Raw genomic sequence first — 14,478 nt, 5'->3', positions numbered from 1 at the left:
TATGAACGAGAAACCTGACTTTTCGAAAAACGCCAACATGGCCAGCACCGCGCCCGCGTTCCTGTCGGTGTGGGATATGCATTCGTACTATGGCGAGAGCTACATCGTCCAAGGCGTCAGCTTCAACGTCCACGAAGGCGAGATCCTGGCCCTGCTGGGGCGGAACGGGGCGGGCAAGACTTCGACCCTGCGCTCGATCGCGCGCGTGGGCGAGCCCGAGGTGCGCCACGGCGAAATCTGGCTGGACCACAAGCCGCTGCACAACATGACCAGCTACGAGGCCGCCGCGGCCGGGTTGGGCCTTGTGCCCGAGGATCGGCGGATCATCCCCGGCCTGACGGTCGAGGAGAACCTGCAGCTGGCCCAGATCGCCCCCCCGATCGGCTGGTCGCTGGAACGGATCTACGAGCTGTTCCCGCGTCTGGGCGAACGACGCAAGCAGGAGGGCGTGACCCTTTCGGGCGGCGAACAGCAGATGCTGTCGATCGCCCGGGCGCTGGCCCGGGACATCAAGGTGTTGCTGCTGGACGAACCCTACGAGGGGCTGGCCCCGGTGATCGTGGACGAGATCGAAAAGACGCTGATCCACATCAAGCAGCAGGGCATGACCACCATCATCGTCGAACAGAACGCGGTGCGCGCGCTGCAACTGGCCGACCGGGCAATCATTCTGGACACCGGCTGCATCGTGTTTGACGGCACCGCCGACGAAGTGCTGGAAAACACCCAGCTGCGCGAGGAATATCTGGCGATCTGACCCGCGTCAGTTGGGCAGGCAGGCCCATTCGGCCACGACCCGCCCCTGCCGCAGTGCCAGAACCGTGCCGAACTGGTTCAAAACCGCTTCACTCTGACTGGGGCGCAGCAAGGCGATATCGCCGGGCTGCGCCCTGGTTGTTTTGGGACCCACCCAGACCTCTTGATTGCTTGAACGCCCGAACACGCCGGAATAGCCGAACCCGTCGGGCCAGACGGGGCTGGCCAGGTAATGTCCGCCGGAAATGGCGAGGTTGGTCCGGCGCAGTCCAGGCAGGTCAATCCCAGGCACCGGGTTGCGCGGCATGACCTTGAGGATCGGTGTGGCCAGGAACAGGGCGGGCAAAAATGCCTTCGTCGATGCGTGGTCAAAATCCGAAGGTTTCACCAGAACCGACCCAAAGGCGACCTCGGTCGCCGGGGTTCGCGTGGCCGGGTCCTGAAAGGTCAGGCTACCACCGGTGTTCAGGCACAGCCCCTGCGCCCCCTGCCCCAGCGCAGCGACCGCTTGCCCAAAGGCTTTGGCACTGGCTCGCCGCGCGCGGCGTCGGAGCGGCGCAGGCAGTTTGGCCAGATGCACCTCGTACCCCATCACGCCCGACAGTGTGACATGGGCGCGATCCGCGATCCGTGCCGCGACGCCTGCGACCTGATCGGGGGTCAACCCGCCGCGATGCAGGCCCACGTCGATCTCGAGCGACAGGCGCAGGGTTTGGCCCGTGTCAGCGGCAAGCGACAGATATGCGTCCAGCCGCTGTGGCGTGTCGATCAGCCACTGCACCCTTTGGGCGGCGTCGGGATGCGTCTCAAGAATCCGCTGGGCGGCCGTCACCGGAAGCGGTTTGCCCAGCAGGTGGTCGGTGTCCGGCTCGGCGGCCAGCAGGGCCGACAGCATGGGTTCGGAAAAGCTCATCAGGCCTGATGCCGGAATCCGGGCGCGGATATGGTCCAGCAGAGGTAGGCACGGCAGAGACTTGGCCACCAACCGGGCCTGCAGGCCGTGGCCCAGCCCCGCGCGGGCGGCGTCGCAATTCGCCTCGACCCGGTCCAGATCGACGACGGCAACCGGCCGGTCGACACCATGATCGCGCAGCAATTGGGCGAGATGTGCAAGATACTCTGCGGTCATGGGCGAAACATCCGGGCCAGCGCGGGTGTCAGGAACTTGCCCTTTGGGTCCAGCCGTTCACGCAATGTGCAGAACGCATCGAAATCGGGATAGAGGCGCGACAGATCGGAATAGGTCAGGCTGTGCAACTTGCCCCAATGGGGGCGGCCGCCGGCCTGCAGGACCAGCGGCTCCATCGCCTCGAAATAGCGCAGATGGCCTTCCTTCGCATCGTTGTGGATGGCAATTGATACCCGTGGGCCACCTTGGAAAGGTGACAGGCAGGCGTCGTCGCCTGCAGTCTGCCGCACCTCGATCGGGAAATAGATGTCGGCGTGGTCACGCTCCAACCGTCGGATCAGCTCTGACAGCACGTCACGGGCGTTTTCGGGCGGAAGGTGGTATTCCATTTCTTTGAACCGGATATGCCGGTCGCTGCACAGAACGCGCCAGCTTTCGCCGACGTAATCCTCGTCGGATTGGGCCATCGTCAGCAGACGCAGCAGGGCGCGCCGCAGGCCGGGACTGAGCCCACCCGCGCTGCGCGCCAGCTTCAGAACCTTGACGGCGATCATGTCCAAATCGCGCGGCGCGCGGGTCTCGGGTGCATCGGTGATTTCATGCCGGATTTCAACGGTCTTGCCGGTGAAGGGGATGTAGAAGAACTCGAAATTCCTGTTTTCGTCCCAATGCTGGTGCATGCGCTCCAGTGTGTCCTGCAGGTCTGACAGACGCACCCGGCGGCGCAGGTTGTATTTCGGCACGACGTTGATCTGTGCCTCGGTCACGATGCCCAGCAGACCCAGCGAGACCTGCACCATGTTCCGCGGAATGTCGTCGGTGGTCAGGGTCTGTCCGTCAGCGCCGATCAGCCGGGCTGCAGTGATCTCGGCAGACAGGCACGGCAGGGTGCGCCCGGTGCCGTGGGTTGCCGTGGCCGCCGCGCCGGCCAGAGTCTGCACGTTGATATCACCCAAGTTGCGGAAGGCCGTGCCGTGCCGTGCCAATGCCGGTGACAGATCGCGCAGCCGGGCATTGGCGTTGACCCAGGCCCGCCCGTCGTCGACCCTTGTTACGGCGGGCAGGTCCAAGGCGGTCAGGTCAATGATCTGTTGCGCCCCTGGAACCAGCGGTGTGAAGGAATGCCCTGCCCCGACCGGACGCAGGGTTTCGGCCGAGGCGATCAGCTGTTGAAGGTCTTCGGTCGTGGTCGGCCGCTTGGGCCGTATTTGGCTTGTCTGGTTGCCTGCCCAGTTCTGCCACATGGCTGATCCTCCTCCCATCCGGGGCAGAGGATTGCAGCCGGGGCGACAGGGAACAAGCCCGGTTTTCAGGACGTTACGTCGGGAAAGCAGTTATTCGGCCGCAGGCCGCAGGTTGGCGACGCTGTCGAACCAGGCCTCGATGGTGTCCAGATCGGGTTCAAGCGACTGCGCAGAACCATCGGTGAAACCCACGAACTTGTCACGGTTCAGGCCGTTGACCCCGACCAGCACCGGGATATCCAGCGCCAGCGCCTCGCCGATGACGGGGCGGAACCCGCGGCCATCGGCCTCGTGCTTGCCGAACTTGTTGACGATCAGCAGTTGCGGACGGTCGGCCAAAGACGCCGTCACATAGCCCACCGCCTGCTCCAACGCGGCCGGGTCCAACCGGCACCCGCGCGACTGGCTGCCCAGCGATTGCGAGATGCGGATGGTCTCGCCATGCGGCAGCACGCGCAGGTCCATGTCGCATTTGCTGCTGTCGGCGCATTCGGTGTTGGTCTGAACCACACCGGCCAGACGGGCGCCCTTGGCCAGCAGATGTTCGGCAACCGCGCTCAGCAGGCGGTCGGTCGCGCCGCGATCGGTAGTGGTGACATAGGCCAGGTGCATCGGCAGACCTTTCTGGGTTTCATCCTGTCGTTTCAATTAGCACGCATGGGGCGCCCCTTCCAGCGCCCGCATCATGGCAGCGGAGACACTCCGATCACCGGCGCGTGCAGGTGCAACAGCGCGGCATAGGTCAGCCCCGCCACCAACCAGACCCAAGACCGCGGCCAGGGGCGTGGCAGCCGCAGCGCCAGGCGCGCTGTGTTGCGCGACAGGTGCGGCCAGTCGGCCCCCATTTCGCGCGCCTTGCGCCTGTCGATCAGGGCCATGCCCATCCACGCGAAACCCGCGAACAGTCCGAACAGAACCACATGCGCCAAGCTGCCATTGGCCAGCAGATGCGCCAGCGCCCACAGCATCATCGCCAGCAGGATCGGGTGGCGGGTGGTGCGCAGGATGCCGGGCTGCTCGGGGTTGAACGGGCGGCGTCCCAGGCCGCCGAAGGAAAACGGGTTGGTCGCCGCCAGCCCGGCCACCGCCAGCCAGCAGACGACGGGCATCACCAGCAGCGGCACCCAGCGCAGGATCGCCAGCGGCGGGATGACCTCGACATAGGGCGCGTTGGCCGCGGCCACGATCAGCCAGGCCAGAACCGCCAGCGACATCGCCGAATAGACTGCGAAATAGGGCCCGCGCCCCATCAGCCCGATCAGCCGCCCGCGCACTGCCGGACGCGCCGGAATGGCGTGGCTGAGCAGAAAGATCACAAGTGCAGCAACAAAAGCGCCCCAACCGGCCATGGTCATCTCCGCCTGTTTTGCGCCCGGAATACCGGGGGAAACGGCCCCGGTCCTTGTCCGAAATCAAATGTGGTCGGGGGCAGCTGCGCCGCCCCCGATCCAGAGCTACAGGCCCAGCGCCTTGCGGCGTTCCTCGGCAAATCCCTGAACCATGCGGTCGGCGATCAGCGCCAGGATGGCCATCGCCGCCCCGGCCGAAATGCCCAGCCCCACATCCGCCTGCCCCAGCGCCAGATAGATCGACTGGCCCAGACCGGTCGTGCCGATCAGCGCTGCGATCACCAGCATCGCAAAGGCATAGAGGATCGTCTGGTTCAGCCCCAGCAGGATCGTGGGCGCAGCGTAGGGCGCACGCACGTCGCGCATGATCTGCCACTCGGTCGCGCCGCTCGAGATCGCGGCCTCCATCATCTCGTCCGGGGTGTTGACCAGCCCGTGACGGGTGTAGCGGATCATCGGCACGATCGCATAGGCGCAGATCGCCAGAAAGGCCGAGAACTCGCCGATCTGGAACACCATCAGCACCGGGATCAGGAACACGAACAGGGGGATCGTCTGCAGCATGTCGCAGATCGGACGCACGATCTTCCAGACCGGCGACCAGACCGCGCTGGCGAGGCCGATCAGCCCGCCGACAACGGCGCAGAAGAACACCGCCGCACCGCTGAGATAAAGCGACAGCAGCGCCCTCTCCCACAGGCCCGAGATCAGGATCGTGCTCAGCAGCGCCACCGACAGCGCCGCCAGACGCCAACCGCCCGCCACCCAGCCCAGCGCCGCCGCGCCGGTCAGGACGAACGGCCATGGCAGGTTCGCGATGCCGGTTTCGAGCATGCCGATCAGGATCAGCGTGACCAGACCGCCAGTCAGGTGCCCACGCCACGCCATCAGCAAGGCGATCACCACACCGGCGGCGAACAGGCCGTAGCTCATGGCCGGGGTCCACTGGAACCCCCAGGTAAAAGGCAAAACCGCCTGATCCAGACCGATCCGCAGCGGCAGCAGCACATAGAACATCGAGTTGTTCTTGAGCGAATCCAGCCACGGTCCGTTATTCTGGGTAAAGGCTGTCAGGCCGCTGTCCACCGCCTGCGCGACCGGATCCAGCAGCGTCAGTTCGGACGGGTTGGGTAGCCGTGCCCAGAACACCAAGGTGAACAGAACCGCAAAGCCAAGAACCGCCCAGACGACGTGGTTGTCATGGCGCTGGCGTTCAGCGGCGAGCGTGCTGCTCATGCGGTCGATCACCACGGCAAAGACAACGATCACCATGCCGGCCAGTAGAGATTCGCCGAACTGCGCCTTGCGCATGGTCAGCAGGACCTCCCAGCCGATATCGTTGAACCCGCCGATGACCGCAGCGATGATCACCATCGACAGGGCCGCCATCAGGCACTGGTTCACACCAACCATGATCTGCGTCGCCGCCGCCGGGATTTCCACCTGGAACAGCTGCTGGAACCGGGTGCCGCCCGACATGATGGCGGCTTCCTTGATCTCGGGCTCCACGCGCTCCAGCCCCAGCATCACGTTGCGCGCCATCGGCGGCGCCGCATAGATGGCCGAGGCGATCAGGCCCACCACCGGGCCAAACCCGAACAGCAGCAACAGCGGGGTTAGATAGGCAAAGGTCGGCACCGTCTGCATGATGTCCAACACCGCCTGAACCACCGATTTCACCCGCGGCACTTCGTTGGCCAGAATGCCAATTGCACTGCCGACGATCAGCGCGACCGGGACCGAAACGGCCACCAGCGCCAAGGTGTTCATGCTCTCGGCCCAATAACCCGAGGCCAGCACGAAGCTGAGGCCCAGAAAGCCCAGCGCCGCCATCGGCAACCCGCCCAGATACCAGCCGAGTGCCGTCACCAGCCCGATCAGAATCGGCCACGGCGTATTGCCCAACACGAAGTTGGCCCAGTTCATCGGATAAGCCATCAGGTCCGAAAACAGCCGGGCCGCCGGTTTGACCGCGTTCAGAAACCAATCGAGGAAGGCACCCACCCATTGCGTGGCTGGCACTTCCCATGACGCAGGCCATTTGACAAGCCAGGGCGCGTTCGGCTCAAGCGCCAGGCACAGCGCGCCCACGATCAGCGTGATCAGGGCCGCCTGCGCTCCGGCTGTCAGGTGAATCCGAGTGGGTCTTGGAACATCGGCGACGACGGTCATGCGTCATCCACCTGCAGGGCTGCGGCCAGATCCGAGGGGTGCACGGTGCCGACGATCGCGCCGGTTTCGTCATGCACCGGCACGGGCTCGTACAATGCCATACAGCGCGCCAGCGCCGCGTCCAATGTCATCTTTGTTGTCAGGCCAGGGTCATCGGGACCGCGCTCGGCCTCGCCCGCTTGCATGACCGAGGCGACTTTGGCGTGCTGGCCCTTGGCCACGTCCTTTGAGAACTCGCGCACATAGTCGTCAACGGGGCGCAGAACGATATCCGTCGGCGTGCCGATCTGCACAATCTTGCCGTCCCGCATGATTGCGATGCGGTCCGCCAGCTTTAGCGCTTCTTGAATATCATGCGTGATGAAGACGATGGATTTCTTCAGCGTCGCCTGAATGCGCAGGAATTCGTCCTGCAGCTGCCGCCGGATCAACGGGTCCAAGGCCGAAAACGGCTCGTCCAAGAACCAGATGTCGGGGTTCACTGCCAAAGACCGGGCGATGCCCACGCGCTGACGCTGACCGCCCGAAAGTTGCCGGGGAAAGCTGTCCTCGCGGCCCTCAAGCCCTACCAGCGAAATGACTTCCTGCGCGCGGGCAAGACGTTCTTTGCGGCCCACACCCTGCACGCGTAGCGGATAGGCGACGTTCTCGGCCACCGTCATGTGCGGGAACAGTCCGAAATGCTGGAACACCATGCCCAGTTTCTTGCGGCGCAGTTCGGTCAGCTGCTTCTTCGGGGCACCCATCACGTTGTCGCCGTCGATGCGGATCTCGCCACCCGTACCGGGCAACAGTTGCGAGATGCAACGGATCAGGGTCGACTTGCCGGACCCCGACAGACCCATGATGACGAACAATTCACCATCGCGGACTTCGAAATTTGCATCCTGAACAGCCGGGATGAACCCCTGTTCGCGCAAATCGGCGGCGGCCTTGTCGGCGTCGTTCCCTGACCGAGACAACGCGTCGGTCAGGGCTTTTTCTGCGCCTTGGCCAAAAACCTGCCAGAGAGACTGGCAGGCAATGGCTGGCGTATTCGCGTCAGTCACTTAGGTGGCTCACTTCGTTGCCGCGTCCACAACCGGACGCCACTTGTCTTCGTTATCCGCCATCCAGGCCGCGACAACCTCTTCGACCTTGCCGCCGTCGACATCGATCGCACCCATCATCGGCTGCTGGTCTTCGACCGCCAGTTGATAGTTGCTCAGGATTTCATACGCGGCAGGCCACTTGTCCGCCAGACCGCTCCACCCGGCTTTGAAGATGCGCGAGGGCGAGAAATCGCAGTCATTGACGGCATTGGGGTTTGGCCCCCAAGCCGGATCGTTGAAGCAGGCGTCTTCACCCGGCGGCAACTCAACGAATTTCACATCATAGGCCGACATGGCCCAATGCGGCTGCCAGAAGGTGATCAGCAGAGGCGATTTGCGTTCGGTCGAAGCGCGGAGTTCGGCAATCAGCGCGCCCTCGGATCCGGCAGGAATAGCCTTGAACGGCAGTTCAAGCCCGACCATGCGGTCTGCCCCGGGCGTACCCCAGTCAGCCGGATAGTCGACCAGGCGTCCCATCGGCAGGGTCTCAGCCGTCGCAAAATTCTGTGCGCAGTCCTTCAGCGCTTCCCACGCGGGCAGACCCGGGCACAGGTCGGCAACATGAGCCGGATATGCGATGCCTTCCTTCGCATCGAGGCCAAGGTCGCCGATTTCGACCACGGTGCCCTCTTCGATTTTCTTGGCGTATTCGTCCGACACGTTCGACGACCAGATCTCGAGCGTGGCATCGATGTCCCCGTCAGCCAGCGCCTGGAACTGGTTCAACATGCCCGCGGTGACGAATTCGACCTGGTAACCGGCGGCCTTGAGCATCTCTGCAGCGACATGCGTGGTGACGTGCTGGCCCGTCCACTCGTTGATCGCCAGTTTGATCGGCTCGTCCACCGCGCCCATGTCAGCCGCGTGCGCGGCGCCAGCGACCATGATCGCCAGAAGGCTTACATTCAGTTTTTTCATGGATTTTCTCCCTGTTTCTTTGTTTTGCCCACCCCGGCGGAAACGTGCCCGCCGGCTGACTTGTCTAACGACAATACCATGTCGCAACATGCACAAATTTGGCCGGAAAAGGAAAGCGAACAGTTCGCGTCATTCCCAATAAACGGCCTTGGTACCGCATTTCATTCCTCTCGCGCCCTCGTGTCATGGGGCGGCTTGCCCGAGGTTTCGCGGACCGGACATTGATTGACGAGTCAATCACAAACCCAATTGGGGTCGTTTGTCGAGTATTTCTTGTGGCGATGGGGCAAATTCCTGATTTTCCGACTGTTTTGCCCAAATGGCAGACCATACTCGGCCGCCGCCCTTGCATTTAGTGGAACAAATTGGCAACATTTGGCGCGAAGGGAGCTTTGCGATGCACCATTTCGATGAGATCTATGGGCTGGCGGCCGACCGGCACGGCGGACAACACGCGCTTGAAGACAAACTGTCCAAGCCCAAATCCGCCAAGGAATTGGCCGCCCTGCCAGAGGATCGGTGGCTTTCGACAATCACAAAATGCATCTTTCAGGCTGGGTTCAATTGGAAGGTCATCGAGGCCAAGTGGGACGGTTTCGAGGCGGCCTTTGACGGGTTCGACGTCGGGCGCTGCGCCTTCATGGATGATGAGAAATTCGACGCGCTGTTGCAGGACACGCGCATCGTGCGCAACGGCACCAAGATCGCCACCGTGCGCGACAACGCAGCGTTTCTTCTGGAACTCCGCACGGAAGGCGGTGCCGGCAAAGTGTTGGGCGGCTGGCCATCGACCGACTATGTCGGACTTATGGACATGCTCGCAATACGTGGTTCTCGGTTGGGCGGGGCTTCAGCCCAGTATGCGATGCGCTTTGCCGGAAGAGACAGCTTTATCCTGTCACGCGACGTAACCGCCCGTTTGATCGCCGAAGGCGTCATAGACAAGCCAGCCACCTCCAAGAAAGCGATGGCTGCGGTGCAGGACGCCTTCAACATCTGGATGCATCAATCCGGCAGGTCGTTGACCGAAATCAGCCGGGTGCTTGCGATGAGCCTCTAGAATCGCTTGCGACCGAACCACAGCGGGCTAGGGTTTGGTCATGGTCCGGTTGGTTTCGATCCTGCTCTTTCTTGCTCTGTTGTCCTGCGGTCGTCCTCTGACCGAGAACGAGCGCGCCTTTGCAAGCAAGATTCAAGGTGAAACGCTGGATCTTGACCGGGTTCGGCTGGTCGAGGGCGCGCCGGTCGCCTCCATCACCTACGAACGAAAAGCCAGACCGAGGCTGGCTTGCCGCGAGCGTATCCTGCCGCCGGTCAAGGACGAGATCGTAACCGGAAAACCGGCGGCGATCGCGCTGTTCAACCGGGTATACTTCACCAAGGACTGGTATCTTGACGACTACATGGCGCAGTACCCCGACCAGATGAACCTGGTGGCCGCCATGATCTTTGCCCATGAACTAACCCATGTCTGGCAATGGCAGAACAGGAAAACCACCGGCTATCACCCGTTGCGGGCGGCTGCCGAACATGGTGGCCGCAAGGATCCTTACCTGTTCGATCTAGATAACTCGGCCGATTTTCTGGACTACGGGTTTGAGCAGCAGGGCGCCATCGTCGAGGAATATGTCTGCTGCCGCGCATTGGACCCGGACGCCCCGCGGACCCAGCGTTTGCATGACATGCTGGCCAAGCATTTCGACCCGGAAAAACTGCTGGGTGCCCGGCGAGAAAGCGACGTGGTCATCCCTTGGAGCGGTGCCAAGGTGGAAGGCATCTGCCGCTGAGGTTCACTTGCCCTGCAAGGTCTTGAGATACGCGACCAGATCGGCAATCGGCTTGCTGGTCAGGATCGGCTGGCCGGCATCTGTCTTGATGGCGGTGTCCTGCCCTTCGAAATACGGCCCGTAGACCGGCATTGGACTGCCATGGCTGACCAGAGGATCGCGGCCGTCTATCCGCTGCACCACACGCGCGGTCGGAAATTTTCCGCCCGCGTCCCCAAGCGTCTTCAGATTGGTCGGTTGGATCAACAGCACGCCGGCCATTGGCCCGTGTCCAGTCGCATCCAGTCCATGACAGGTGGCGCAATGGTGCAGGTAAAGCTGCTCCCCGGCTTCGGCATCCTGGGCTGCAGCACCTGTGGCGGCAATCGTACCCGCCGTGGCCAATGCCGTAAACGTCAACAGTTTCATTGCGTTCCTCCGTTCTAACGCCAAAAGCAGGGTTGCCCGAACCGTCACGACCCGCAATGATCCAGATCAACGAAATCGGCTAAGGGGTCCGGGCCATGACACATTATGCAGCCATCATGCTCGCCGCCGGGATCGGAGTTCCGATTCTCGCCGCGCTGAATGCGGCGCTCGGAAAACTGATCGGCTCGCCCACCACCGCTGCGGTCATCCTGTTTGCAGTGGCGTTTGGGTCTTCGGCGCTGGTGATGCTGCTGTTCCCCGGAACACATGCTTTGGCAAAGGTTGCGCAGACCCCGAAACATCTGCTGTTGGGTGGGGTTCTGATTGCCTTCTACGTGCTATCCATTACCCACGTCGCACCGCATTTCGGCGTCGGCAACGCGGTGTTCTTCGTGCTGTTGGGCCAGTTGGTCAGCACCGCGGCCATCGACCATTTCGGCCTTTTTGGCGCGCAGGTCACGCCGCTGACCCTGATGCGCGCCGGCGGAATCGCGGTGATGGCCGTGGGCGTGGCGATCACTCAGCTGGCCTGAGCACACCCCCATCCAGCCGCAGCATCCGGTCCATCCGCGCCGCCAGATCAAGGTTGTGCGTGGCAATCAACGCCGACAGGCCGGACTCGCGCACCAGATCCATCAGCGCGGCAAAGACCTGATCCGAGGTACCCGGGTCCAGATTCCCTGTCGGCTCGTCCGCCAGCAGGACACGCGGTTCATTGGCTAGGGCCCGGCAGAAAGCCACCCGCTGCTGCTCGCCCCCCGACAAAGCTGCCGGGCGGTGGTCGGCACGGTCGGCGACGCCGACACGTCCCAGCAGATCCATCGCGCGGGCCTTGGCCGCCCTGTCGGACACCCCGTTGGCCAATTGCGGAAGCACGACATTTTCCAGCGCGGTGAATTCCGGCAGCAGGTGATGAAACTGATAGACAAAACCCACATCCCGCCGACGCATCGCGGTGCGGGTGCGGTCGCCCTTGCCGGTCGCATCCTGCCCGCCGATTTCGACCGTCCCGAAATCCGGCGTATCCAGAAGACCGGCGATATGCAGAAGGGTCGACTTGCCCGCCCCCGAAGGCGCCACAAGCGCCACCGCCTCGCCCGCCCGCAGCTCCAGATCGGCGCCGCGCAGCACCTGCACCTCGGCGGGCGTGCCTTTCAAATAGGTCTTGGTCAGGCCGGTCAGACGCAAGGTGACATCATTCATAGCGCAGCGCCTCGACCGGGTTCAGCCGCGCCGCACGGCGGGCCGGGAAATAGGTGACGAAGAAGGACAGGCCCAGCGACAGCCCCACCGCCTTGAGCACGTCCGACAGGTGCAGCTCGGCCGGCAAGGCATAGATGCCGCGGATCGCCGGATCCCAGACGCCGCCGCCCATCACGTAGTTCACGAAAGAGAAGATCGGATCGATATAGAGCGCGAACAGGCAGCCCAGGATGACGCCCATCGCGGTGCCTATGATCCCGGTGAAGGCGCCACAGATGAAGAACACCCGCAGCACCGAACCCTCGCTCAGCCCGATAGTGCGCAGGATGCCGATGTCGCGCCCCTTGTTCTTGACCAGCATGATCAGGCCCGAGACGATGTTCATCGCGGCGATCAGCACGAGGATCGACAGGATGATGAACATCACGTTGTCCTCGACTTCGAGCGCGCGCAGAAAGCCGCCTGACGCATCCTGCCATGTCCAGATCTGCGACCGTTCTCCCGCCGCCTCAAGGATGGGGATCAGGATGGGGTTCAGTTCCTCGGGGCGGTCGACCATCACTTCGATCTCGTCGGCGACGCCCTCGCGGTTGAAAAAACTCTGCGCCTCGGAAAACGGCATGTAGACGCGGGTGCGGTCGATGTCATAGCGCCCGGCCGAAAACACGTAGACGACTTCATAGGCATTCACACGGGGCGAGGTGCCAAAGGCGGTTTTGACCCCGTTGGGCGAGGTCAGCTTGACCCGATCCCCCACCGTTGCACCGATGGCGCGGGCCACGCCCGAGCCGATGGCGATCCCCTCCTCGAACCGGGACAGGTCGCCGTAGGCCTGATCGCTTTCGGCAATACCGGGCAGGCTGTACAGGTCGTCGGGGCGGATACCGAACACCTCGACCCCGCTGCTGCGGTCGCGGTTGGTGATCAGAACTTGCCCCTTGACCAGCGGCGCGGCGCGCTGAACACCCGGCACCTGCGCGATACGTTCGGCCATGGCGTCGTATTCAACGATGGTGCGATCAACCTGCCCTTGCGCGTCCAGTTCGCCGGCCGAGTAGACTGTTACATGAGCGTTGGCCCCAAGAATGGTGCCCACGAATTCGGACCGGAACCCTGACCGGACCGCCAGCGTGGCGATCAGCGCGAACACGGCCAGCGTGATCCCGATCAACGAGATCCAGGTCATCACGCTGACACCGCCTTCGGCACGCCGGGCGCGCAGATAGCGCCAAGCGATCTTCCATTCAAAGGCGGCAAAGGGAGGGGGTGTTCTGGCCATTCCTGCTCCGGCAAATCTGTGGTGGGGACATTTTCGGGATTTGGCTGGATGGTCAAGCCGGTTCTGGATGTGCGCGCCCGTTCAACCGGCCAGCGACGCAGTTGCATTCAGCACGGACTGGGTCGTCTCACGATCACTGATCCCCCGACGCGCCAAGGCATCGAACAAGCGATCTTGGGTTTCAGGAGTCAGCATGGAAACCGCCCGGTTGTGCAGACCAAGGCTCAACAGTTCCGGTTCGTCGATCCTGGCGATCAGGTCTTCCAGCTTCTGTTGCGAATAGGTCGGCCAAAGCCCCAGCGCGGTACTGGGTGCGTCCTCGAACCACGGGCGCAAAGCCAGATCCGACCGGAGGCAAAACGCATTCAGCAGCATGAATTCCGAGGGTCTCCGGCGCGACCCGAAGAGCGACTGCACCGATCCGTAGCGTTCGTTGATCTCGTCCAACATCTCCAGAACCAACGATCTACGCACCGGGAACGGCGTCGAAAACGTCGTGGTCTTCAAAGCCTCAATATCCGGGACGGTGACCTGCAAAGCGTCCAGGCTCTGCTGCAGCCAGTTGCGGTGAAAGTCGCTGTTGACCGAAATGAACGGAAGCCGGGCGGCTCCGCCATCCGAAAAGAACTCTGACTCAGTGAAAGTCCGCAGAAACAGGTTTTTGGTGTCCAGGATAACCATCTGCTCCGCCTCGGCGATCCGTGCGGCACCCAGCTTGAGCACCTGCTGCGCGCGGTATCCGTTGTTGCCGCGCCAGCCCCCCTTTCGCACGAAAGGGATACGGTGCCGTCCTTCAATCAGAAGCCGGTCGCCCAGTGAACGCCAGGCGCATTGACCTGCCCCAAGCAGAATGTCGTCGCCCCCGACGACCCGAACCTTGGATTGCAAAGGACCGTAGGCCGCCAATATGGGCTCGATACGCGCCCGCAATGCGGTTTCGTCGACGTCATTCAGGACAACATGGATGGATGCAACCTTGGCCGGATCAGCAAATCGCGCAAAAGAACGCGCCTGCAACTCGAGCAGCGGGTAATCCTTGGAATACACTATCGTGGCAAAACTCAGCACGGTCGGGTTGCCTTTCATAATCACTTGGCGCCGCTGTATCAGCTTCTCGACCGGCCGCCAAATCCGCTTTGCCG

Annotated in this window: 15 protein-coding genes; 4 read left to right on the top strand and 11 right to left on the bottom strand. The window is 62.9% G+C overall.

Features of this window, described 5'->3' with window-relative positions:
* Nucleotide 1 precedes the first annotated feature (1 nt).
* Nucleotides 2-757, top strand: coding sequence for an ABC transporter ATP-binding protein (locus ACR0DA_RS02185; RefSeq protein WP_093964811.1), 756 nt, complete (start codon nt 2-4; stop codon nt 755-757).
* Between the two features lie 6 nt (nt 758-763).
* On the opposite strand, the gene ACR0DA_RS02180 is transcribed toward ACR0DA_RS02185, so the two are convergent.
* The 7 genes from ACR0DA_RS02180 to ACR0DA_RS02150 all read right to left on the bottom strand — a co-directional run bounded on the left by ACR0DA_RS02180 (nt 764) and on the right by ACR0DA_RS02150 (nt 8,659).
* Complete coding sequence (locus ACR0DA_RS02180) at nt 764-1,885, bottom strand: alanine racemase (protein ID WP_480752803.1); 1,122 nt, start codon at nt 1,883-1,885, stop codon at nt 764-766.
* Nucleotides 1,882-3,129, bottom strand: coding sequence for a D-arabinono-1,4-lactone oxidase (locus tag ACR0DA_RS02175; RefSeq protein ID WP_480752802.1), 1,248 nt, complete (start codon nt 3,127-3,129; stop codon nt 1,882-1,884). Before ACR0DA_RS02175 ends, ACR0DA_RS02180 begins: the two co-directional genes overlap by 4 nt.
* Nucleotides 3,130-3,219: 90 nt before the next feature.
* Nucleotides 3,220-3,741 (bottom strand): DUF2478 domain-containing protein, encoded by a 522-nt coding sequence (locus tag ACR0DA_RS02170; protein WP_480753898.1) that lies wholly within the window; start codon nt 3,739-3,741, stop codon nt 3,220-3,222.
* A gap of 71 nt (nt 3,742-3,812) precedes the next feature.
* On the bottom strand, nt 3,813-4,478 hold the full coding sequence (locus ACR0DA_RS02165) for an NnrU family protein (RefSeq protein WP_480752800.1): 666 nt from the start codon (nt 4,476-4,478) through the stop codon (nt 3,813-3,815).
* Between the two features lie 105 nt (nt 4,479-4,583).
* Nucleotides 4,584-6,650: an ABC transporter permease gene (locus tag ACR0DA_RS02160; RefSeq protein ID WP_480752798.1), complete on the bottom strand. Its 2,067-nt coding sequence runs from the start codon at nt 6,648-6,650 to the stop codon at nt 4,584-4,586.
* A complete protein-coding gene (locus ACR0DA_RS02155; RefSeq protein WP_093964806.1) occupies nt 6,647-7,699 on the bottom strand; it encodes a quaternary amine ABC transporter ATP-binding protein in 1,053 nt (350 codons plus the stop codon). The genes ACR0DA_RS02160 and ACR0DA_RS02155 overlap by 4 nt, the downstream gene beginning before the upstream one ends.
* A gap of 9 nt (nt 7,700-7,708) precedes the next feature.
* Nucleotides 7,709-8,659: an ABC transporter substrate-binding protein gene (locus ACR0DA_RS02150; protein ID WP_170369440.1), complete on the bottom strand. Its 951-nt coding sequence runs from the start codon at nt 8,657-8,659 to the stop codon at nt 7,709-7,711.
* 397 nt (nt 8,660-9,056) lie between these two features.
* Here ACR0DA_RS02150 and ACR0DA_RS02145 point away from each other — a divergent pair, with 397 nt between their 5' ends.
* A complete protein-coding gene (locus tag ACR0DA_RS02145) occupies nt 9,057-9,719 on the top strand; it encodes a DNA-3-methyladenine glycosylase I (protein ID WP_480752796.1) in 663 nt (220 codons plus the stop codon).
* Nucleotides 9,720-9,759: 40 nt separating this feature from the next.
* Entirely contained in the window at nt 9,760-10,446 is a 687-nt protein-coding gene (locus tag ACR0DA_RS02140; protein ID WP_480752795.1) for a hypothetical protein, read from the top strand.
* A 3-nt stretch (nt 10,447-10,449) separates the two neighbouring features.
* Here ACR0DA_RS02140 and ACR0DA_RS02135 read toward each other — a convergent pair whose 3' ends face one another.
* On the bottom strand, nt 10,450-10,854 hold the full coding sequence (locus ACR0DA_RS02135; protein WP_480752794.1) for a c-type cytochrome: 405 nt from the start codon (nt 10,852-10,854) through the stop codon (nt 10,450-10,452).
* 95 nt (nt 10,855-10,949) lie between these two features.
* On the opposite strand from ACR0DA_RS02135, the gene ACR0DA_RS02130 reads away from it, so the two are divergent.
* Nucleotides 10,950-11,387 (top strand): DMT family transporter, encoded by a 438-nt coding sequence (locus tag ACR0DA_RS02130; RefSeq protein ID WP_480752792.1) that lies wholly within the window; start codon nt 10,950-10,952, stop codon nt 11,385-11,387.
* On the opposite strand, the gene ACR0DA_RS02125 is transcribed toward ACR0DA_RS02130, so the two are convergent.
* The 3 genes from ACR0DA_RS02125 to ACR0DA_RS02115 form a co-directional block, all read right to left on the bottom strand.
* Complete coding sequence (locus ACR0DA_RS02125; protein WP_480636457.1) at nt 11,371-12,057, bottom strand: ABC transporter ATP-binding protein; 687 nt, start codon at nt 12,055-12,057, stop codon at nt 11,371-11,373. The two genes, ACR0DA_RS02130 and ACR0DA_RS02125, sit on opposite strands and share 17 nt — an antisense overlap.
* The gene (locus ACR0DA_RS02120; protein WP_480752791.1) at nt 12,050-13,336 is read right to left on the bottom strand and encodes a lipoprotein-releasing ABC transporter permease subunit; all 1,287 of its coding nucleotides are present in this window, start codon (nt 13,334-13,336) and stop codon (nt 12,050-12,052) included. Before ACR0DA_RS02120 ends, ACR0DA_RS02125 begins: the two co-directional genes overlap by 8 nt.
* Nucleotides 13,337-13,417: 81 nt before the next feature.
* Nucleotides 13,418-14,422 (bottom strand): DUF6492 family protein, encoded by a 1,005-nt coding sequence (locus ACR0DA_RS02115; protein WP_480752790.1) that lies wholly within the window; start codon nt 14,420-14,422, stop codon nt 13,418-13,420.
* Nucleotides 14,423-14,478: the final 56 nt, after the last annotated feature.

This window comes from Ruegeria sp. CI8 (assembly GCF_056536865.1).
This window is presented reverse-complemented; position numbering and strand designations above follow the sequence as displayed.